The organism is Ciceribacter ferrooxidans, from assembly GCF_004137355.1.
In the GTDB taxonomy this organism is placed as follows: Bacteria; Pseudomonadota; Alphaproteobacteria; order Rhizobiales; family Rhizobiaceae; genus Allorhizobium; species Allorhizobium ferrooxidans.
This window is the reverse complement of record NZ_SDVB01000238.1, coordinates 379,438-398,708: the sequence shown is the minus strand read 5'-3', so window position 1 is coordinate 398,708 and position 19,271 is coordinate 379,438. Positions and strand designations below refer to the sequence as shown.

At 63.9% G+C, this 19,271-nt stretch carries 21 protein-coding genes; 16 read left to right on the top strand and 5 right to left on the bottom strand.

Annotated elements, in window-relative coordinates; translation table 11 throughout:
- Nucleotide 1: 1 nt before the first annotated feature.
- The gene (locus EUU22_RS12895; RefSeq protein WP_129332385.1) at nt 2-469 is read right to left on the bottom strand and encodes an Lrp/AsnC family transcriptional regulator; all 468 of its coding nucleotides are present in this window, start codon (nt 467-469) and stop codon (nt 2-4) included.
- A 230-nt stretch (nt 470-699) separates the two neighbouring features.
- Here EUU22_RS12895 and trxB point away from each other — a divergent pair, with 230 nt between their 5' ends.
- The 4 genes from trxB (at nt 700) to EUU22_RS12875 (ending at nt 4,435) form a co-directional block, all read left to right on the top strand.
- Nucleotides 700-1,674: a thioredoxin-disulfide reductase gene (trxB, locus tag EUU22_RS12890; RefSeq protein WP_129332384.1), complete on the top strand. Its 975-nt coding sequence runs from the start codon at nt 700-702 to the stop codon at nt 1,672-1,674.
- Nucleotides 1,675-1,694: 20 nt separating this feature from the next.
- Nucleotides 1,695-2,591, top strand: a complete 897-nt coding sequence (locus EUU22_RS12885; RefSeq protein ID WP_129332383.1) for a LysR family transcriptional regulator VtlR — start codon at nt 1,695-1,697, stop codon at nt 2,589-2,591.
- A gap of 350 nt (nt 2,592-2,941) precedes the next feature.
- Entirely contained in the window at nt 2,942-3,235 is a 294-nt protein-coding gene (locus EUU22_RS12880) for an ArsR/SmtB family transcription factor (RefSeq protein ID WP_129332382.1), read from the top strand.
- 87 nt (nt 3,236-3,322) lie between these two features.
- On the top strand, nt 3,323-4,435 hold the full coding sequence (locus tag EUU22_RS12875) for an alkene reductase (RefSeq protein ID WP_129332381.1): 1,113 nt from the start codon (nt 3,323-3,325) through the stop codon (nt 4,433-4,435).
- A 47-nt stretch (nt 4,436-4,482) separates the two neighbouring features.
- Here EUU22_RS12875 and EUU22_RS12870 read toward each other — a convergent pair whose 3' ends face one another.
- Nucleotides 4,483-5,499, bottom strand: a complete 1,017-nt coding sequence (locus EUU22_RS12870) for an NAD-dependent epimerase/dehydratase family protein (protein ID WP_205687902.1) — start codon at nt 5,497-5,499, stop codon at nt 4,483-4,485.
- 96 nt (nt 5,500-5,595) lie between these two features.
- On the opposite strand from EUU22_RS12870, the gene EUU22_RS12865 reads away from it, so the two are divergent.
- Nucleotides 5,596-6,492: a LysR family transcriptional regulator gene (locus EUU22_RS12865; RefSeq protein ID WP_129332380.1), complete on the top strand. Its 897-nt coding sequence runs from the start codon at nt 5,596-5,598 to the stop codon at nt 6,490-6,492.
- 174 nt (nt 6,493-6,666) lie between these two features.
- Here EUU22_RS12865 and EUU22_RS12860 read toward each other — a convergent pair whose 3' ends face one another.
- Nucleotides 6,667-6,933 (bottom strand): DUF2188 domain-containing protein, encoded by a 267-nt coding sequence (locus EUU22_RS12860; RefSeq protein WP_114361361.1) that lies wholly within the window; start codon nt 6,931-6,933, stop codon nt 6,667-6,669.
- A gap of 333 nt (nt 6,934-7,266) precedes the next feature.
- Between EUU22_RS12860 and EUU22_RS12855 the strand changes: the two genes are divergently transcribed.
- Complete coding sequence (locus EUU22_RS12855; RefSeq protein ID WP_129332379.1) at nt 7,267-8,466, top strand: OpgC family protein; 1,200 nt, start codon at nt 7,267-7,269, stop codon at nt 8,464-8,466.
- Nucleotides 8,467-8,539: 73 nt separating this feature from the next.
- Here EUU22_RS12855 and EUU22_RS12850 read toward each other — a convergent pair whose 3' ends face one another.
- Nucleotides 8,540-9,742: a pyridoxal phosphate-dependent aminotransferase gene (locus EUU22_RS12850; RefSeq protein ID WP_129332378.1), complete on the bottom strand. Its 1,203-nt coding sequence runs from the start codon at nt 9,740-9,742 to the stop codon at nt 8,540-8,542.
- Between the two features lie 220 nt (nt 9,743-9,962).
- On the opposite strand from EUU22_RS12850, the gene EUU22_RS12845 reads away from it, so the two are divergent.
- The 6 genes from EUU22_RS12845 to EUU22_RS12820 all read left to right on the top strand — a co-directional run bounded on the left by EUU22_RS12845 (nt 9,963) and on the right by EUU22_RS12820 (nt 15,011).
- Nucleotides 9,963-10,892: an EAL domain-containing protein gene (locus tag EUU22_RS12845; protein ID WP_129332377.1), complete on the top strand. Its 930-nt coding sequence runs from the start codon at nt 9,963-9,965 to the stop codon at nt 10,890-10,892.
- 245 nt (nt 10,893-11,137) lie between these two features.
- Nucleotides 11,138-11,542: a hypothetical protein gene (locus EUU22_RS12840; protein ID WP_129332376.1), complete on the top strand. Its 405-nt coding sequence runs from the start codon at nt 11,138-11,140 to the stop codon at nt 11,540-11,542.
- Between the two features lie 97 nt (nt 11,543-11,639).
- Nucleotides 11,640-12,788: a PQQ-dependent sugar dehydrogenase gene (locus EUU22_RS12835; RefSeq protein WP_205687901.1), complete on the top strand. Its 1,149-nt coding sequence runs from the start codon at nt 11,640-11,642 to the stop codon at nt 12,786-12,788.
- 93 nt (nt 12,789-12,881) lie between these two features.
- Nucleotides 12,882-13,772 (top strand): DMT family transporter, encoded by an 891-nt coding sequence (locus EUU22_RS12830; RefSeq protein WP_129332375.1) that lies wholly within the window; start codon nt 12,882-12,884, stop codon nt 13,770-13,772.
- Between the two features lie 464 nt (nt 13,773-14,236).
- The gene (locus EUU22_RS12825) at nt 14,237-14,452 is read left to right on the top strand and encodes a cold-shock protein (protein WP_112690789.1); all 216 of its coding nucleotides are present in this window, start codon (nt 14,237-14,239) and stop codon (nt 14,450-14,452) included.
- A gap of 148 nt (nt 14,453-14,600) precedes the next feature.
- Nucleotides 14,601-15,011 carry a BA14K family protein gene (locus EUU22_RS12820; RefSeq protein ID WP_129332374.1) on the top strand — a complete coding sequence of 137 codons (411 nt, stop codon included), beginning with the start codon at nt 14,601-14,603 and terminating at the stop codon, nt 15,009-15,011.
- Between the two features lie 67 nt (nt 15,012-15,078).
- On the opposite strand, the gene EUU22_RS12815 is transcribed toward EUU22_RS12820, so the two are convergent.
- Entirely contained in the window at nt 15,079-15,726 is a 648-nt protein-coding gene (locus EUU22_RS12815; RefSeq protein WP_129332373.1) for an MBL fold metallo-hydrolase, read from the bottom strand.
- A gap of 292 nt (nt 15,727-16,018) precedes the next feature.
- Between EUU22_RS12815 and EUU22_RS12810 the strand changes: the two genes are divergently transcribed.
- Genes EUU22_RS12810 through EUU22_RS12795 form a run of 4 tightly spaced genes read left to right on the top strand, consistent with a single transcriptional unit; the run spans nt 16,019 to nt 19,262 of the window.
- Nucleotides 16,019-16,531, top strand: a complete 513-nt coding sequence (locus EUU22_RS12810) for a MarR family winged helix-turn-helix transcriptional regulator (RefSeq protein WP_129332372.1) — start codon at nt 16,019-16,021, stop codon at nt 16,529-16,531.
- The gene (locus EUU22_RS12805; RefSeq protein ID WP_129332371.1) at nt 16,532-17,236 is read left to right on the top strand and encodes a response regulator; all 705 of its coding nucleotides are present in this window, start codon (nt 16,532-16,534) and stop codon (nt 17,234-17,236) included.
- A 37-nt stretch (nt 17,237-17,273) separates the two neighbouring features.
- A complete protein-coding gene (locus EUU22_RS12800) occupies nt 17,274-18,653 on the top strand; it encodes an ATP-binding protein (RefSeq protein ID WP_129332370.1) in 1,380 nt (459 codons plus the stop codon).
- Between the two features lie 21 nt (nt 18,654-18,674).
- Nucleotides 18,675-19,262, top strand: coding sequence for a DUF1349 domain-containing protein (locus tag EUU22_RS12795; protein WP_129332369.1), 588 nt, complete (start codon nt 18,675-18,677; stop codon nt 19,260-19,262).
- Nucleotides 19,263-19,271: the final 9 nt, after the last annotated feature.

Below are 19,271 nucleotides of genomic sequence, written 5' to 3'. Positions count from 1 at the left end.
TTCAAATCTCCACCAGCCCGAGCCGCTTCACCTGCCGGATGGTCAGCATGGTGCGGACGGTGTGGACGTGGTCGTTGGCCGTCAATACCTCGATCACGAAGTCCTGGAACTTGGTGAGGTTCTCGGCGACGCAATGGAGCAAGAAGTCGCTGTCGCCGGAGACCATCCAGGCCTGGCGGACGACCGGCCAGCTTTCGGTCACCGCGGCGAACGCCTTGAGGTTGCTCTCCGACTGGTGCTTGAGGCCGACCATGCAGAAGGCGACGAGATCGAAGCCGAGCTTGGGTGCATTGAGGAACGCGTGGTAGCCCTCGATGATGCCGGCCTCCTCGAGCTTTCGCACCCGCCGCAGGCAGGGCGGCGCGGAAATGCCGACGCGCTCGGAGAGCTCGACATTGGTGATGCGGCCGTCGCGTTGCAGCTCGCGGAGGATACGGATGTCGATGGCGTCCAGCTCGGCGCGGAACAAGGGAGAAACCTTCTCAGATGTGACTGGGCGGATATGTACCGCATTCCGGCAATTACGCAAGAAACCGTCCCCGCGAGGCAGAATTATTGCGGTACGGTGTGGATGCCGTGCCGTTATTGCAAGGCTGACCTTGAATAAACGCATGGAGCAATCATAAATGGGGCGGCAGACATATGGCCCCGATGCGAATCGATCGCTCATCTTCTGCGACATCCCTGAAAGGAACAACCATGACTGCCCGCCATACCAAGGTGTTGATCATAGGCTCCGGCCCGGCCGGCTACACGGCCGCGATTTACGCGGCGCGCGCCATGCTGAGCCCCGTGCTGATCGCCGGCATGGAACAGGGCGGCCAGTTGATGATCACGACCGATGTCGAGAACTATCCGGGCTTCGCCGATCCGATCCAGGGCCCCTGGCTCATGGAGCAGATGCTGAAACAGGCCGAGCATGTGGGCGCCGAGATCGTCAACGACCTCGTGACGGAGGTCGACATGGATCGCCGGCCCTTCACGGTCCGCACCGATTCGGGCGCGGTCTGGACGGCGGACACGCTGGTCATCGCGACCGGCGCCAAGGCGAAGTGGCTCGGTATTGAGAGCGAGCAGCATTTCCAGGGCTTCGGCGTCTCCGCCTGCGCGACCTGCGACGGCTTCTTCTATCGCAACAAGGACGTGATCGTCGTCGGCGGTGGCAACTCGGCGGTCGAGGAAGCGCTCTATCTGTCGAACATCGCGAAGTCGGTGACGGTCGTCCACCGCCGCGATTCCTTCCGCTCGGAAAAGATCCTGCAGGAACGCCTCTTCGCTAAGGACAACATCAAGGTCGTCTGGAACACGGAAGTGGACGCGATCACCGGTGAGCCAGCCAAACCGCCGATGCCGCCGTCGGTGACCGGCGTGCGCCTCAGGAACACCGTGACCGGCGCGATCTCCGAAATGGCGATCGACGGCGTCTTCGTCGCCATCGGCCATGCCCCGGCGGTCGAACTTTTCAAGGACAAGCTGAAACTGAAGTCCAATGGCTATCTCTGGACGGCACCGGACTCCACCGCCACCAGCGTCGAAGGCGTCTTCGCCGCCGGCGATGTGACCGACGACGTCTACCGCCAGGCGATCACCGCCGCCGGCATGGGCTGCATGGCCGCCCTCGAGGCCGAACGCTACCTGACGGCCGTTTCCACCCGGGCCGAAGCGGCGGAGTAACCATGATGAGAGGCGGCGGGATGCCACTGGACTGGGACAAGCTGCGCATATTTCATGCGGCAGCGGAGGCGGGCTCGTTCACGCACGCCGCGGACAAGCTGCATCTGTCCCAGTCGGCGATCAGCCGCCAGGTCAGCGCGCTGGAACAGGAAGTCGGCGTCAAGCTCTTCCACCGCCATGCGCGCGGCCTCATCCTCACTGAACAGGGCGAGCTTCTCTACCGCACCGCCCACGACGTGCTGCTGAAGCTCGAGACGGTGAAGATGCAGCTCACCGAGACGACGGAGAAGCCGAGCGGCAAGCTCCGCGTCACGACGACCGTTGGCCTCGGCCAGGGCTGGCTCACCGACAAGATCCAGGAGTTCCTGCAGCTCTATCCAGACATGTCGATCCAGCTCATCCTCGACAACGAGGAGCTGGACGTGAACATGCGCCATGCGGACTGCGCGATCCGCCTGCGCCAGCCGCAGCAATCGGACCTCATCCAGCGCAAGCTCTTCACCGTGCACATGCACGTCTATGCGGCCCCCTCCTATATCAACCGCTACGGCGAGCCGCAGTCGATCGAGGACCTCGACAACCACCGCATCATCACCTTCGGGGAGCCCGCGCCGAGCTACCTGCTCGACGTCAACTGGCTGGAAGTTGCCGGCCGCACCTCCGACAACCCGCGCCACCCGCACCTGCAGATCAACAGCCTCACCTCGATCAAGCGCGCCTGCCTGCTCGGCATCGGTATCGCGATGCTGCCGGACTACATCGTCGGCCGCGACCCCGGCCTGCTGCAGCTCGTGACCAGCGCCGACGTGCCGTCCTTCGACACCTATTTCTGCTATCCGGACGAGATGAAGAACGCGGCGAAGCTGAAAGCATTCCGCGATTTCATCGTGGCGAAGGCCAGGAACTGGAACTTCTAATTCACGCGGCGCGTGCGGATTTCCGTAGGTCTGCAACATACGCATGACAGACATGCATTATAATGCATTGTTCACTGCACAAATAACGACCATATCGCACATAGCTGATGCACATGGTGGCTTTTCCTCCCAGTTCCACCGCAGCAGCTGTTCCCCTCTGGAGGTTTTTTGACCTTCACACTTATAGGGCCCTGGAGCGATCCGGTGGCCCTCTTTTTTTTGTCCTTTTCCGTTCCCCTTCGGGGCTGGCACTATCTCGTATTTTCGAAATATATCGCATTCGCAGGTGTTGATTCTCGTGCGCAGGCTCATATTTCAACGCGGGAGACGCGGAAAGGGAAACGACGGACATGAACCTTGATGAAGTCCTCAAAGCGCTTGCACATCCGGCCAGGGTCGAAATGCTGACGTGGCTGAAGAATCCGCACGACCACTTCGAGGCGCAGCAGCACCCCTTCGAGGTCGGTGTCAGCGCCGGGCAGTTCGAACGTTGCGGCCTGTCGCAGTCGACCGTCTCGGCACACCTCTCGACGCTGCAGAGGGCGGGCCTGCTCTCCTCCACCCGCGTCGGCCAGTGGGTCTTCTACAAGCGCAACGAGGAAACCATCCGTGCGTTCCTGAGGGCTATTGCCTCGAAGCTCTGATGCGGCCATCCTCCGCCGGCGGCGCTCGCCCTTCCTCCTCCCACCGGCAGACGAACGCCTCTCATCTTCCCGAAAGGCACCCCTCCCATGACCACGCTTTTTGATCCGATCCAGCTCGGAGACATGCTTCTGCCCAATCGCATCGCGATGGCGCCGCTGACCCGTAACCGCTCGCCGGGCGCAATCCCGAACGACCTCAACGTGACCTATTACGTGCAGCGCGCGACGGCGGGGCTGCTGATCAGCGAAGGCACGGCGATCACCCAGCAGGGCCAGGGCTACGCCCAGGTGCCGGGGCTTTACAAGCCGGAGGCGCTCGCCGGCTGGCGGAAGGTGACGGACGCGGTGCACGAGGCGGGCGGCCATATCGCCGTCCAGCTCTGGCATGTCGGACGCGTCTCCCACACCTCGTTGCAGCCGGGCGGTGCCGCACCGGTCGCCCCCTCGGCGATCCGCGCTAGGTCGAAGACCTACGTCATCGGCGAGGACGGTAGCGGCGCTTTCGTCGACACCTCCGAACCGCGGGCGCTCGAACTCTCTGAAATTCCAGGCATCGTCGAGGATTACCGCCGTGCCGCCCGCGATGCGATCGATTGCGGCTTCGACGCCGTCGAAATCCACGGTGCCAACGGCTACCTGATCGACCAGTTCCTGCGCTCCGGCACCAACCACCGCACCGACGCCTATGGCGGATCGATCGAGAACCGTGTTCGCTTCGCGCTCGAGGTCGTGGAAGCCGTGGCGAAGGAGATCGGCGGCAACCGCACCGGCATCCGCATTTCGCCGGTGACGCCGGCGAACGACGCTTCCGACCCGGACCCGCAACCGCTCTTCAACCATCTCGTCGAACAGTTCGCCGCCTTCGACCTCGCCTTCATCCATGTGATCGAGGGGGCAACCGGCGGCGACCGCGATTTCCGGCAGGGCGACAGGCCGTTCGACTGGGCCGGACTGAAGGCCGCCTATCGCGGCAAGGGCGGCAAGGCGGTCTGGATGACCAACAACGCCTATGACCGGGCGAGCGCGATGGCCGCCGTGGCGAGCGGCTATGCCGATATGGTCTCCTTCGGCCGCGAATACATCGCCAATCCCGATCTGGTGCGCCGCCTGAAGGAAAATGCCGAACTCAACACGCCGAACCGCGCGACCTTCTACGGCGGCGGCGCAGAAGGCTATACGGACTACCCCGTCCTCGCCTGAGAAAGGCGGCATGCCCCGCGGCATTCGCTGCGGGGCAACCGAAATGCTCAGCCGTGGGCGGCGGCGAGCAGCCGCCCGTCCGCCGGTTGTCGGTTCGGCAGGCAGCCGAGGCTTGCCAGCGTCTCGGCGACGGCACGGTCCAGCGGCGTGTGCGGTTCGGCACCGAGCACCTCGACGAGACGTCGGTTGCTCATCCTCAGCGGTTGCTGCCAGAGATAACGCATCTCCATGATCTCCCGGAAGAGCGGGACGAAGGGCGAAGCGAGGCGCGCGAAGAGCCACGGGAAGCGGCGGATCGGCAACGTCGGCTTTCCGACGACGCGGCGGATCGCTTCGGCAAGCTGCAGCCCATCCGTGTCGAAGACGCCCTCCATATGAAACCGGGCGAACGACGGCAGACAATCAGCATGCTCGACGAGCTGCATCATCGTTTCGGCGACGTCCGGCAGGTAGGCCCACTGGTGACCAACGCCGGGGGCGCCCGGCAGCGTGATCGCCTTCAGCGGAGCGCCGGGCTTGACCAGCCCCTGGGCGAACCAGTTGTTGCCGGCGCCGGGCCCGAAGAAATCCCCTGCCCTGACGATGATCACCGGCACGCCACCTGCCGCCGCCGCTTCGAGACGTTCTTCGAGCCCGACGCGGATCTTTCCCTTGACGGTCACCGGCCGCTGCGGGCTCTCCTCGTCGAGGACCGGGAAGGTCTCAGGACCGAAATTGTAGACGGTACCGGGCATCAGAATGCGGGCGCCGGCCACCTTCGCCGCGGCGATCGTGTTGTCGATCATCGGCAGCACCAGACGCGCCCAGTCGCGATAGCCCGGCGGATTGACCGCATGCACGATCAGCGACACACCGTCCGCCGCCCGCACGACATCGGCGCGGTTCATCGCGTCGCCCTGCCGCCAGTCGATCGAGGGATTGCGCGCCGCCATCGCCGACGCATTCCTGTGCAGCGCGCGGACGCGGTAGCCGCGTCCCGCAAGCTTCGCGGCCATGGCACCGCCGATGCCTCCCGTAGCCCCCAGCACCAGCGCCGTCGGTGGTGAAATCAGGTCTTCTGTCATGACATTGCTCCGTGTGTTGTTCTGATGCCCGGAGGATGCACGGAAAAGAAGATATACGGAATTGCGATATTCTCTTCAGTTGATATACATAAATGTATGAACACTAAACCCGAAAGCTGGGACCACTACCGCACCTTCCTCGCCGTGCTGGAGGAAGGATCGCTCTCCGGCGCCGCCCGCGTGCTCGGCCTCACGCAGCCGACGGTCGGGCGCCACCTGGATGCGCTCGACGCGGCAAGCGGCACGCCGCTCTTCCTGCGCACGCCGCGGGGGCTCCTGCCGACGGAGACGGCATTGCAGATGAAACGCCACGCCGAGACGATGGCCGCGACGGCCGCCGCACTCTCGCGCATGGCAAGCGCCGCGCCCGACGAGGTGAAGGGCACGGTGCGCATCAGCGCCAGCGAGGTCATCGGGGTCGAAGTGCTGCCACCGATCCTTGCCGGGCTTCAGGAGAACCATCCCGGGCTTTCCGTCGAACTCTCGCTCTCCGACGCGGTGGAGGACCTGCTGCGCCGGGAGGCCGACGTCGCGGTGCGGATGACCGCACCCCGGCAGGAGGTGCTCCTCAGCCGGCACGTCGGCGCGATCCCGCTCGGCTTCTACGCCCACAGGCGCTATCTCGCCCGCCATGGCACGCCGCAAAGCCTCGGAGATCTTGCCGGCCACCGGCTGATCGGCTTCGACCGGGAACTCGCCTATGTGCGCGCGCTATTGAAGGAGAAGCCGGATCTTGCAGCGCTCGACTTCTCCTTCCGCACCGACAGCAACCTTGCCCAGCTGGCCGCGATCCGCGCGGGCCTCGGCATCGGCATGTGCCAGACGGGGCTCGCCCGCCGCGACGAGGATCTGGTCGGGTTGCTTGCCGGAGCGCTCGATCTTTCGCTGGAGACCTACGTCGTCATGCATGAGGACCTGAAGACCACGCCACGATGCCGCGTCACCTTCGACGCACTCGTGAAGGGACTGCTCGCCTATATTGCAAGGAAATAGCAGTCAGATCCGAACATTCGCGCGGAACCCTACAGCCTCGGAGAACGCTGTCATCGGGGATGAACTGATGCCGCCATCTCCTTGATGCGACTCGATGGCAAGGCCGGATCGCGACGGCGATCGTGGCGTCGGCCGCCGCGAGACCGAAGGCACGGCATCGGGTCGCCGGTGGACCTAGACGGACGCTTCGCCGGGACGGAACCGGTCTATGATCTCGACCTCCGGCCGGTCGCCGCCGTCGCTGTATTCTTCACGCCACTTGCCGGACTCGTCCTGGTAGCTGATCTCGACCGGCTCGTCGCCGACCTGCTGTTCCTGGACCACGATACGAACGGCTTCGAGCGCCTCGTCATGGCTGGCGAAGGTCTCGGAATAGACATCGCCAAGCTTGTACGCCCATCCACCGTCGTGCGGCACGATTTCGTAGGTGACCTTGACCATGCATGTCTCCTGGATGCGTTTTCTCGCCCACGGCACTATCTCATCAAAGCCGCCGATCTGCAAACCGAGGCGGCGGCACAAGGATCATGATACGCCGAAAACGCTTTGTCCGGAACAGCTTGCGATAGGCCTGCGGCGGTAGGACGCCCCTCCTCCGCCACGTGTTCCGGCAAACGAAATCACTTCCGCGCGAGCACCTGGAACCTTCGGTCCTCACCGCCGTTTCCCGGTCAGCCCTCGTGGCCGTCGGCGTGTTGCGCCGCAATGTGACCAAAATGAACGACAACAACGCTTCCGCGCCGGGCGGGGCTAAGCGAGTCGGGAGCACAGCTATTGAAGAGACTGGACCTCATCGACGGCATGCGAGGCTACTTCCTCGTCTTCATGCTGCTCAACCATCTGGTTTTCGCCGGCGGGCTGTGGCTCGTCCAGATCAATCACCGTAACCTCGCCTTCGTGGAAGACGCCCAAGGCTTCGTCTTTCTTTCCGGGCTGCTGTCCGGGATGGTCTATGCGCGCAAGATGATGAAGAGCGGCTACGCCGTCGGTCGCGACAAGCTGTGGGCACGCGCACTGGAGCTCTATCGCTATGCGATGGGCATCGTACTCGTAATCCTGGCGCTGCAGCTGCTGCTGCCCGGCGCATCCGTGATCTGGAAGGACTGGCTCGGCGGCACCCGGCTCGATGACCCGCTGCGGCTCGGAACGATCGCGGGCTTCCTGTTTCAGCCGACCTTCATGGACATCCTGCCGCAATACATCATCTACATGGTAGCCGCACCGGTCGTGATCTGGCTCTGCATCATCGGCCGCTGGCGAACCGTCGCCATCGCCTCGCTGCTGGTCTGGATGACCGGCCAGCTCGGGCTGCACCGGCTCGTTACCTATCCACTCGACGGCTGGCTCGGCGCCTCGCCGCAGAAGGAGGGCATCCGCGCGAGCTTCAACCTGCTCGGCTGGCAGATCGTCTTCTTCGCCGGGATCATCGCCGGTTCGCTGACCTCGATGAAGAAGGTGGAGTGGAAGGAGGTCTTTCATCCCGACCATACCTTCCTCGCCAAGATGTCGCTGGCGGTCTGCCTGTTCTTCCTGCCGCTGAGGCTCCTGACGGCGCACGGCCTGATGCCGGGCATCGTTCTCGAGAAGTTCGGCCTGATGGAGGTTCGCGCCGATTTCGGGCCGGTGTATCTGCTGAACTTCGCCGCCGCCGCCTATGGCGTAGCCTGGCTGTTGATTGCCGGTCCCCGCCACGATCACGCGGTGATCCGCCGGATCGCGTCGACGCTGGCCGGCCTCTTTTCGCTGCGCTACCTGCAACTCCTCGGCCGTCATTCGCTGCAGATCTATGTCTGGCACGTGCTGATCGTGTACGTGATCTTCTACGTGGACGGGCGAACCGAAGAACTGACGCAGCTCACCAAGACGATGATCGCGCTCGGATCGCTCGCACTGCTCAGCCTGCCCGCCCTCTGGCGGGAACGCGACCGCTTCCTCGGGCCGCCCTCGAGCCCGGCGCCGAGCGTCGCGGGCTGACGTTCCTGCTCGCCAAAAAGAAAAGGGCGGAGCCTCGCGGCCCCGCCCTTTCCGGTTCTCATCATCCGGCTGGTTACTTGCAGTCGGCGCAGAAACGCTGGATGCGGCGGCAGGCCTCTTCCAGCTTGTCGTTCGAGGTCGCGTAGGAGACGCGGAAGTTCGGTCCGAGGCCGAACGACGAGCCGTGAACGGTCGCGACACCTTCGGTGGCGAGCAATTCCATGACGAAGTCCTCGTCGGTCGCGATGACCTTGCCCGAGGGAGCCTTCTTGCCGATCAGCGCCGCGCAGGACGGATAGACGTAGAAGGCGCCTTCCGGCTTCGGGCAGACGAGGCCGTTCGCCTGGTTCAGCATCGAAACCACCAGATCGCGGCGCTCCTCAAAGGCCTTCTTGCTCGCCGGGATGAAGTCCTGCGGACCGTTGAGCGCCTCGACGGCGGCCCACTGGGCGATCGAGCAGGCACCGGAGGTCTGCTGGCCCTGGATCATGTCCATCGCCTTGATGAGCTCGATCGGGCCGGCAGCGTAGCCGATACGCCAGCCGGTCATCGCATAGGCCTTGGAAACGCCGTTCATGGTGAGCGTGCGGTCGTAAAGGCCGGGCTCGACCTGGGCCGGGGTGTAGTAGACGAAATCGCCGAACACGAGATGTTCGTACATGTCGTCCGTCAGCACCCACACATGCGGATGCCGCATCAAGACGTCGGTCAGCGCCTTGAGTTCGTCATAGCTGTAGGCCGCACCCGACGGGTTCGACGGCGAGTTGAACATGAACCACTTGGTCTTCGGCGTGATCGCCTTTTCCAGCTGCTCGGCCGTCAGCTTGAAATTGTTCTCGATCGTCGTCTTGACGAAGACCGGCGTGCCGCCGCAAAGCGCGATCATCTCCGGGTACGACACCCAGTAGGGCGCCGGGATCACGACTTCATCGCCCGGATTAATCGTCGCCATGAAGGCGTTGAAGAGAATCTGCTTTCCGCCCGTGCCGACGATCGTCTGGCTCGGCTTGTAGTCCAGCCCGTTCTCGCGCTTGAACTTGGCGGCGATCGCCTCGCGCAGCGGCTGGATGCCGGAAACCGGCGTGTACTTCGTCTCGCCGCGCTGGATCGCCGCGATCGCTGCGTCCTTGATATTCTGCGGCGTGTCGAAGTCCGGCTCGCCGACGGACAGCGAAATCACATCCTTGCCCTGGGCTTTGAGATCCCGGGCCATCTGCGTGACGGCAATGGTCGCGGAAGGCTTGATGCGCGAAAGGGCGTCGGCGAGAAATGCCATGTTTGTGTGTCCTGAAGCTGTTGAACGGGGGAACCACGAGGTGCAGGGCTCCAGGTTCAAGTTCTATGGCGAAATCACCCCGCTGTTTCAAGCCAAATCCGGCCACAATGTCGCGAAAACGCAAGGCCGGCCGGATGGTCACGCGATTAATCGGCAGGTAAGCCTTCCGCGATAGAACGGAAGCATGCGGGCAGAAATTCATCCGTGCGGGCCGTTCTGAATGACCACAGCGAGCATCTTCAACAACCTGGTCCGGGGCGAGGACGGCGCATGGTCGACCGTCTACGGTCCTTTCGTCCTCAGATGTGCGCTGCAACCCGTCTTCCGCCAGCTCTCCCCGAAGGTGTTCGACATCCATTCCTTTCAGGGCCTGGTGCGCGCCGAGCGCAACGGCGAGCCCTTCGCCCCGGCGCACTTCTTCCCGCTCGTCGAGCCGAGTGACCTCCCGGAAATCGAGAGCCTGCTGCGGACCATCCACATCCTGAACGCCGGTCTGCTGCATAGAAAGCGGGCCATGGCCCTCGTCAGCTTCAACCCGGCGCTCTATCCGGACCCGACGCGCCTGCGTATCGAATTCGACCGTATTCGCCTGACGGCTCACAGCGCCGGCATGGAGCCCGATCGCATCATCTGCGACATCTCCGGCGCATCCAGCATTGAGCTGCCGAGGCTGACGCGCCATGTCGAGCGCCTGAAGGAAGCCGGTTTCCGCGTCTCGCTCACCGACCACGGCGCCGGCGATACCGACATCGAGCGGGTCCGCACGCTGCGACCCGACTTCGTGCGCCTCGACGGCGATTGGGTGCGCGACTACATGCACAATTCCGCGGGCTTCGCGCTGCTGCGCGTGGTCGTGCGGCAGCTTTCCGAGCACGGCACCGAGACGATCCTCGAACGCCTCGAGGAGATGTGGCAGGTCGACCTCTGCGAGGAACTCGGCGTGTCGCTGATGCAGGGCTATGCACTCGCCAGGCCCGAGATCGCGCCGACGAATTTCAACGCGGAATATCCCGAGATCATCCTTCCGCTCGCCGACCGCCATACGGACCTGCCGATACCGGTTCAGCCCGCGCCCGCGGCGGCTGGTCACGCCGTCGCGAAGGCGGGGCCCCAGCGGACGACGCCCGTCTTTGGCAAGCGCCGCAGCTGACGACCGCGCACGGTGTTCACGAAGCGTTAAGCCTGCCGCGCAATTGCCGCGGAAAGACACACCGGCGCCCCATTCCCGCCCCGGAGATGTCCACAAAGGCGGCGCACTCTCTGAATGGAACCGGCAAACAGGACGCCGGCATCCGCGAAAGTACCCGCTCCCCGTTTGCGAAGTCCTTCTGCCGATTGCGGATCGGCCTGGAGCTTCATAGCCGGGAGGCAAAGAGTATCCCGAGGGCTTCTGTCATGCTGATCGACAATAAGGAAAAGGCCGCGCGCAAGGGCATACGCGCGAGCGCCGCAACCGTGCTTCTCACCGCGGCCCTTCTCTTTGCATGGGGACCCGGACTCGCGCCGTCACCGGCGAGCGCCGCGCAGGCGGACCTGGCCCCCGGCGCGGCGACCCCGTCCGCCTTGCGAGCCGCCGGTGCGACCATCGCGCCGGAGCCGGACGTCTCTCCGCTCACCACCGGCTCGATCACGGCCGTCGTCCGACCCCGCGACGCCGGGATTGCCAGCTCGGTCGACCGGCGCGTGCTGATGGCGTTGATGATGATCGGCTTCGTGGGGATGGCATCGGCCAGTATCTCCCTCTGGCGCCGGAGCATTCGTGATGTCGTCCAGGCGGAGCAGAAACGCCGCGGGCGGTAAAGCGCCGTCACCGGCTCGTGACCGGCGACAATCTTGCCAATTCGGCGCAACCTTCCGATATTCCGCATGAGAGAGGCGGGAAGGAACGGGAGGTATCATGCCCATCAGACGATCGTTTGACACGCGAATGTTGGCCGTGGTCGCGCCGCTGCTCGGTCTCGCCGCCTCCCCCGCGCTCGCCGAAGAGTATCCCTCGCAGAAGGCCGCCCTGGAGGTCACGAAGGTCGCCGGCGGCCTCGACCATCCCTGGGCCGTCGAAGTCCTGCCGGACGGCGCCTACATCGTCACGGAACGGCCGGGACGCCTGCGGATCATCCGCGACGGCAAGGTCGGAGAACCGGTGTCCGGTCTGCCGAAGGTCTATGCCGAGGGACAAGGCGGCCTGCTCGACGTGGCGCTCGCGCCGGATTTCGCCGGCAGCCGCAGGCTCTACTTCACCGCCTCGATCCCCGGTCCCGGCGGACAGGGCACGGCGCTCTTCAGCGCCACGCTCGCTCCGGACGAGGATCGCCTGGAAGACTTGGTGAAGCTGTTCCAGATGAACCGCTTCACCGAAACAGAAGTCCATTTCGGCTCGCGGATCGCGATCGCTGCCGACGGAAGCCTGTTCTTCGGCATCGGCGAACGCGGCGAGATGGACCGTGCCCAGGACCCGCGCGACCATGCCGGCTCCATCCTCCACATCGAGCCGGACGGGAGCATTCCGCAGGACAGCCCCTTCGCCAGAAGCGAGACGGCCGCCCGTGAGATCTGGTCGATCGGCCACCGCAATCCCCAGGGGATCGTCATCGATCCCGCGGACGGAAAGCTCTTCGTCGTCGAGCACGGCGCCCGCGGCGGTGACGAGATCAATGCGGTCACGGCCGGCAAGAACTACGGCTGGCCGGTGATCGCCTACGGCAAGCACTATTCCGGAGCCGAGATCGGTGTCGGCCAGGCGGCGGAAGGCTACGAACAGCCGATCTACTACTGGGACCCGTCGATCGCTCCCGGCGCCATCGACATCTACCACGGCAAGATGTTTCCCGAATGGGAGGGGAATTTCCTCGTCGCCGCGCTCAAATACCAGTTGCTTGCCCGCGTCGAGCGCGACGACAACGGCGCCCCCACGCATGAGGAGCGGCTGTTCGAGGGAGAATTCGGCAGGCTGAGAGACGTCAAGGTCGCGCCCGATGGCGCGGTGCTGCTGGTGACCGACGAGGACGACGGCGCGCTTCTGCGGGTTTCCCGCGCCGGCGCGCCCTGACCCTCCCGCCTCGCTTGCCGCGGGTGCTTGCCGCCTGGGCGACCGCCTGATAACGCTTGCCGCCATCCCACCTCCCCGAGAGAGAGCCACGCGATGTCCCGAATTCAGGCCAACCTGGTCTTGCTGCTTGCCGCCGCCATCTGGGGTGGCGGCTTCGTCGCGCAATCGAGCGCGATGGACATGCTCGGGCCGAACTGGTTCAACGGCATTCGCTTCGGCCTCGCTTTCCTCGCCGTGCTGCCCTTTGCCTGGCGTGAGGCGAAAAATGCGACCCGGCCACTGGCGACCGGCGATGTCATCGCCTTCCTCGTGATCGGTGCAGTCCTCTTCGTCGCCCAGACGCTGCAGCAGATCGGCATCAAGACGACCACCGTCACCAATGCGAGCTTCCTCACCGGGCTCTACGTCGTCCTTGTTCCCGCAATCGCCGTTCTCATCCTGCGCCGCAGGCCGCACTGGATCGTCTGGCCCGCGGCGGTGCTGACACTCCTCGGCATCCTGCTCCTGAGCGGCGGCTCCCTTTCCGGCCTGACCGACGGCGACCTCCTCGTCATGGTCTGCGCCGTGCTCTTCGCCGTCCAGATCACACTGACCCCGATCGCGGTCGGGAAAAGCGGCAGGCCGCTCGCGCTCGCTGCCCTGCAGTTCGGCGTCTGCGCCTTGGGCGGAACCCTCGGCGGCGCGGCGCTGGAACCGATCACAACCGGTGCCATCAGCGGCTCGCTCACGGAGATCCTCTATGCGGGCCTTCTCTCCTCCGGGCTCGCCTTCGTCCTGCAGATCGTCGGCCAGCGTTATACGACCGCGCCGCAGGCGGCGATCTTTCTCTCCTCGGAGGCCCTGTTCGGCGCGCTCTTCGGCGCGGTCCTGATGGGCGATTCGCTTCCGGCAATCGGCTATGCGGGATGTGCGATCATGTTTGCGGCGATGCTGATGGTGGAACTTGTGCCGGAACTGGCACGACGCAGGGTGGTAATCGCCTGACGATGTGGACGGCGAGCAGGCGATTCTCGACACCCGTCGAGCGAGCAGTTCCTTCCGTCATACTCCTATCGGACTAGCTCGATATAACCCTTTCGGGCTAGTCCGCGAAAACTCGTAAAAATGACGAAGGATTTCAATGAAATCCCATAAAACCTTATGGCTACAATGCGTTGGTCATCCTCGTCTAAAAAGTTTCGCTTGCCAATCTTTTATAAAGAAAGCACTGTTGCGCCGTTCGGGCAGTTTTACGAGCACGGGAAGACCTTAAAACCAAAGCGCTCCGGATGCGCAAAAGATATCCGGGCAGCCGAGCGGCGAAGCGGTCGAGAAGACTGGTTCGGCGTTTTTGGTTGTTTAAAAGGGGTTCCTTTCCTCCTGCGTCAAGACGCGCCTGCACCACTCCGAATTGGGGTGAACTTGCAATGCTGCCCGCGATTTCGGGCAGAGAGAAAAGGACCTGACGCATGGCCGAGACTGGCATTGTAAAATTCTTCAATACCGACAAGGGCTTCGGCTTTATCAAGCCCGATAACGGTGGTGCGGACATCTTCGTCCACATTTCCGCTGTTCAAGCTTCCGGACTGACCGGTCTGAGCGAAAACCAGAAAGTGAGCTTCGACACCGAGCCGGACCGTCGCGGCAAGGGCCCGAAGGCAGTCAACCTGCAGATCGCCGGTTGACCTTCACGACGGCTTTCGTCTTCGCGTAGCGGCCCGGCATAACTGCCGGGTTTTTTTATTCAGCTTGCGTTCAGGTCGGCTGCCTTAACTTCTCCTCATCGTCGGATAGACAATGCGAAAAGATTCGCAGACGCAGGAAGGCAACGCCATGAGCAAGTTCGCAAAGATCACCCTCTTGTCGGCAGCGGTCGCGACCGTCGCAGTATCGGTTTCGACGCCCGCATTGGCCGGCCATCGCCACCATCGCAACGATGCCGCGATCATCGCCGGAGTCGTCGGGCTGGCGGCCGGTGTTGCAGCGGGCAGCGCGCTGGCTCAGCCGCGCTACGTCGAGCCTGACCCGGTCTACGTCGAGCGTCCGCCGGTCTACGTCCAGCCGGAGCCGGCCTATGTCGACGAATACCCGGCGGCACCGCGCCGCACCTATGTCAACTATGATCTCGAGCCCTGGTCGCCGCAGTGGTACCGCTACTGCTCGGACCGCTACCGCAGCTTCAACCCGCGTTCCGGCACCTATGTCGGCTATGACGGCCGCGAGCACTTCTGCACCGCCGGCTGATCTGCGATCCAGGTCTTCGAATACCCGATGCGCCGCCTCGCCGGCGCATCGTTCGTTTCGGAAAGCCTCAGAGCCCCCGGAGATAGGGGTTCGTGCGGCGTTCCTCGCCGATCCGGCCGCCCGGTCCGTGGCCGCAGATGAAGCCAACATCGTCTCCGAGCGGCAGGACCTTGTCCCTGATCGAATTCAGCAGCGTCTGGTGGTCGCCGCCCGGCAGGTCGGTGCGGCCGATCGAGCCGTTGAAGAGCACGTCGCCGACATGGGCGAAGTTCTGCGCCCGGTTGAAAAAGATGACATGCCCCGGCGCATGGCCCGGGCAGTGGTAAACTTCAAAGACGTGCTCGCCGAAGGAAACCTGGTCGCCATCCTTCAGCCAGCGATCGGGGATCACGTTACGCACCGCCATCGGCACGTTGAACATCAGCGCCTGTTTCTCGAGGCTCTGGAGCAAGGGCAGATCGTCCTCGTGGGGACCGACGACCGGGACGCCGAGCACCTCCCTGAGTTCGTCCGCGCCGCCGGCATGATCAATATGGCCATGCGTCAGCCAGATTTCCCTGATCGTGATGCCGTTGCGCTCGATGGCCTGCCGGATAACGTCGACATCGCCGCCGGGATCGATCACGACCCCTTCCTTCGTCTGCGAATCGAAGAGGATGGTGCAATTCTGCTGAAAGGGTGTGACCGGGATGATTCCGGCCTGCAACTGTCCCATGACGTTCTCTCGAAGCTCCGGTCTCGTCGTTTGTCGGCATGGCGCATAACATGTCTGGCCGAAAACGAAAATCAAGGCGTGCCGGATCGGCGCAATCCTGCCTGTATCGGCGACAGTGGCTGCCACCTGTGTCAGGCAACGCATTCTCCCAGCCCCCGGAAACTGTGCGATAGCGCTATTTCCATTGGTGTTTCCGGTGATCTCCGCTTAGTTTTGGCGGCGATATCGGCACATCGACCCGATGCCTGCCGACGAATGCCGGACGGGCCGAACGAAAGGAAACGACAAAGTGATGCGACAGTCTGCGGGCAAGACTGCCAGGAAGGAACTTCCGCAAATGCCGGTCGTCGACGACACGACGATCGATTTCGACACGATCGAGCGCCTGTTCTTCGCCTACCGCGATTTCGTTTCGGACCCGGACGCGATCCTCGCCAAGATCGGTTACGGCCGCGCTCATCACCGCGTCGTCTACTTCGTGAGCCGCCGCCCGGGGATGACGGTCGCCGATCTCCTCGGCATTCTGCAGATCACCAAGCAGAGCCTCGCCCGCGTGCTGAAGGAACTCATCGATTCCGGCTATATCCGCCAGATCGCCGGTCCGGCGGACCGCCGTCAGCGCCGGCTCTATCCGACGCTTGCCGGCCGGGAACTCGCCCTTGCCCTCTCCCAACCGCAATCACTGCGCATATCAAGGGCACTCGAGGGGTTCACCCCCGAGATGAGGGAGACGGTGAAACGCTTCCTTGAAGGCATGACCCAAACGCCGGCGGCCGGCGAGCCGCAGACGTCCGGAGATGAATGAATGGCAAAGAAGACGACGATCATCGCCGACGACGCGCCCCACCTCCTCGTGGTCGACGACGATACGCGCATCCGCGACCTGCTCCACCGCTACCTGACGGAACAGGGCTTTCGCATCACCGTCGCGGCGGATGCCGGCGAGGCGCGGCGCAAGCTGGAGGGGCTGAATTTCGATCTTCTGGTCCTCGACGTGATGATGCCGGGTGAATCCGGGCTTTCGCTCACGCGCAGCATCGCCGACGAAAAGGACATCCCGGTGATCCTGCTGACGGCGCGTTCGGAGGCGGAATCGCGCATCGCCGGGCTCGAAGCGGGCGCCGACGACTATCTCGCCAAGCCCTTCGATCCACGCGAACTGGTGCTGCGCATCAACAACATCCTGAGGCGAAACACCGTCACCGACGCGCCGAAGATCGAGCAGGTCATGTTCGGCCCCTACACCTTCTCGCTCTCCCGGCGGGAGCTGAAAAAGGCCTCGGAGCTTATTCGCCTGACCGACCGCGAACAGGAGATCATGGTGCTCTTCGCCAGCCGTGCCGGCGACACCATTCCTCGCCACGAGCTCGTCGGCAACGATACCGAGGTCGGCGAGCGGACGATCGACGTGCAGATCAACCGTCTGCGCCGCAAGATCGAGGATGATCCGGCCAACCCGGTCTGGCTGCAGACCGTGCGCGGGATCGGCTACCGCCTCAGCATGGATTAGGCGAACACCGGACGACACGACGGCAGTAAAGGAAACCATGGCCCTGTTCGAAAGCATCCGGCGAGATCACGAGCGCTCCGGCGGCAGCGGCTACCGGGCGTTCTCGCGCTGGCTGCGGCACCGGCTGCCGACGGGGCTCTATGCGCGGTCTCTGCTGATCATCATCCTGCCGATGCTGATCCTGCAGACGGTGCTCGCCTTCGTCTTCATGGAACGCCACTGGCAGATGGTGACCGACCGGCTTTCGGCTGCGGTGACGCGCGACATCGCCTCGATCATCGAGTTCATCGAGCTCTATCCGGACGAGCAGGATCTTGAGAACATCGTGCGCATCGCCCGCGAGAAGATGAACCTCACCATCTCGCTGGAGCCCGGCGGCGAACTCCCCGCGCCGCGCCCGAAACCCTTCTTCTCCATCCTCGACCAGATCCTCAGCGACCAGATCGAAAATCAGGTTCACCGGCCCTTCTGGATCGACACGGTGGGCGATTCCCGTCTGGTCGAGATCCGCATCAAGCTCGAGGACCGCACCCTCCGCATCTTCGCCCGGCGCAACCAGGCCTATGCCTCGAACACCCACATCTTTCTCGTCTGGATGGTCGGGACCTCGCTGGTGCTGATCGTCATCTCGATCCTGTTCCTGCGCGGACAGATCCGGCCGATCCTGGCGCTCGCCCGCGCCGCCGAGAGTTTCGGCAAGGGCCAGAAGGCGGAGAACTTCGTTCCGCGCGGCGCCGACGAGGTCCGCCGCGCCGGTCTCGCCTTCATCCTGATGCGCGAACGCATCGAACGCCAGATGGAGCAGCGCACCGCCATGCTGACGGGCGTCAGCCATGACCTGCGCACCATCCTCACCCGCTTCAAGCTGCAGCTTGCGCTCGCCGGCGACAATCCCGAGCTCGAAAGCATGAACAAGGACGTCGAGGACATGCAGTCGATGCTCGAAGGCTACATGGCCTTCGCACGCGGCGAGGCCGAGGAAGACGTCGGCTCGCTGCAGCTCAGCACGCTGTTTGAAAAACTGCGCAACGACTTCGCCCGCGAAGGCAAGGCACTTTCCTATACGATCGAGGGCGAGGACGACGTCACCGTGCGTCCGAATGCCTTTACCCGCCTCGTCGGCAATCTCGTCTCGAACGCCAGCCGCTATGCAAACCGCCTCGACATCGAGGCGAAGCACAGCGCCAAATGGCTGACGATCACCTTCGACGACGACGGACCGGGGATCGCTCCGGAGATGCGGGAGGAGGTGTTCAAACCCTTTTTCCGCCTGGACAGCGCCCGCAATCTCGACTCGTCGGGAACGGGACTCGGCCTTGCGATCGCCCTCGATATCGCCCGCAGCCACGGCGGCAACATCACCCTCGGCGACAGCCCGCTCGGCGGCCTTCGGGCGACGGTTCGCATTCCGGCGTAATCAGAAGGTGAGGACAGACGCATGACGACCGGCGACTGGAACGGCATGAGCTGGTTTAATCCGCCTCCTCGGCTGGAGGTCACGACCGGCGAACTGCGGCTTGCGACGGGCGACCGGACCGATTTCTGGCAGCGGACCTATTATGGCTTCCACCATGACAACGGCCATTTCCTCCACTGCCGCCGCGACGGGGAATTCACCGTGGAAACCGCCTTCAGCGGCCGCTACGAGGCGCTATACGATCAGGCAGGCCTGATGCTGCGCCACGACGCGGAGAACTGGATGAAATGCGGCGTCGAGTTCACCGACGGCTGCCGCCATTTCAGCACGGTCGTGACCGTTGCCGGCCGTTCGGACTGGTCGGCCTTCGCTTTGCCCGACGGACATGGTGCGGTGGAAGCCCGCGTCACCCGTCTCGCGGATGCGCTTTTTGTCCAGTACCGGATTTCGGAAACCGACATCTGGAAAATGGCACGCCTGGGCTATTTTCCGCCGGACCTGACGTCGCTCGAGGTCGGCGTAACCGCCTGCTCGCCGCAGAGGGCCGGCTTCGACGTCTCCTTCCACCGCTTCATCCTCACCGATCCGCTGAGCCGCGACATCCACTGAGGCCGGACG

Excerpts from the sequence above, each read along its gene's own strand:
- trxB (WP_129332384.1), top strand. The coding sequence starts at position 700 with ATGACTGCCCGCCATACCAAGGTGTTGATCATAGGCTCCGGCCCGGCC.
- EUU22_RS12885 (WP_129332383.1), top strand. The coding sequence starts at position 1,695 with ATGCCACTGGACTGGGACAAGCTGCGCATATTTCATGCGGCAGCGGAG.
- EUU22_RS12880 (WP_129332382.1), top strand. The coding sequence starts at position 2,942 with ATGAACCTTGATGAAGTCCTCAAAGCGCTTGCACATCCGGCCAGGGTC.
- EUU22_RS12875 (WP_129332381.1), top strand. The coding sequence starts at position 3,323 with ATGACCACGCTTTTTGATCCGATCCAGCTCGGAGACATGCTTCTGCCC.
- EUU22_RS12870 (WP_205687902.1), bottom strand. The coding sequence starts at position 5,499 with ATGACAGAAGACCTGATTTCACCACCGACGGCGCTGGTGCTGGGGGCT.
- EUU22_RS12865 (WP_129332380.1), top strand. The coding sequence starts at position 5,596 with ATGAACACTAAACCCGAAAGCTGGGACCACTACCGCACCTTCCTCGCC.
- EUU22_RS12860 (WP_114361361.1), bottom strand. The coding sequence starts at position 6,933 with ATGGTCAAGGTCACCTACGAAATCGTGCCGCACGACGGTGGATGGGCG.
- EUU22_RS12850 (WP_129332378.1), bottom strand. The coding sequence starts at position 9,742 with ATGGCATTTCTCGCCGACGCCCTTTCGCGCATCAAGCCTTCCGCGACC.
- EUU22_RS12845 (WP_129332377.1), top strand. The coding sequence starts at position 9,963 with ATGACCACAGCGAGCATCTTCAACAACCTGGTCCGGGGCGAGGACGGC.
- EUU22_RS12840 (WP_129332376.1), top strand. The coding sequence starts at position 11,138 with ATGCTGATCGACAATAAGGAAAAGGCCGCGCGCAAGGGCATACGCGCG.
- EUU22_RS12835 (WP_205687901.1), top strand. The coding sequence starts at position 11,640 with ATGCCCATCAGACGATCGTTTGACACGCGAATGTTGGCCGTGGTCGCG.
- EUU22_RS12830 (WP_129332375.1), top strand. The coding sequence starts at position 12,882 with ATGTCCCGAATTCAGGCCAACCTGGTCTTGCTGCTTGCCGCCGCCATC.
- EUU22_RS12825 (WP_112690789.1), top strand. The coding sequence starts at position 14,237 with ATGGCCGAGACTGGCATTGTAAAATTCTTCAATACCGACAAGGGCTTC.
- EUU22_RS12820 (WP_129332374.1), top strand. The coding sequence starts at position 14,601 with ATGAGCAAGTTCGCAAAGATCACCCTCTTGTCGGCAGCGGTCGCGACC.
- EUU22_RS12815 (WP_129332373.1), bottom strand. The coding sequence starts at position 15,726 with ATGGGACAGTTGCAGGCCGGAATCATCCCGGTCACACCCTTTCAGCAG.
- EUU22_RS12810 (WP_129332372.1), top strand. The coding sequence starts at position 16,019 with ATGCGACAGTCTGCGGGCAAGACTGCCAGGAAGGAACTTCCGCAAATG.
- EUU22_RS12805 (WP_129332371.1), top strand. The coding sequence starts at position 16,532 with ATGGCAAAGAAGACGACGATCATCGCCGACGACGCGCCCCACCTCCTC.
- EUU22_RS12800 (WP_129332370.1), top strand. The coding sequence starts at position 17,274 with ATGGCCCTGTTCGAAAGCATCCGGCGAGATCACGAGCGCTCCGGCGGC.
- EUU22_RS12795 (WP_129332369.1), top strand. The coding sequence starts at position 18,675 with ATGACGACCGGCGACTGGAACGGCATGAGCTGGTTTAATCCGCCTCCT.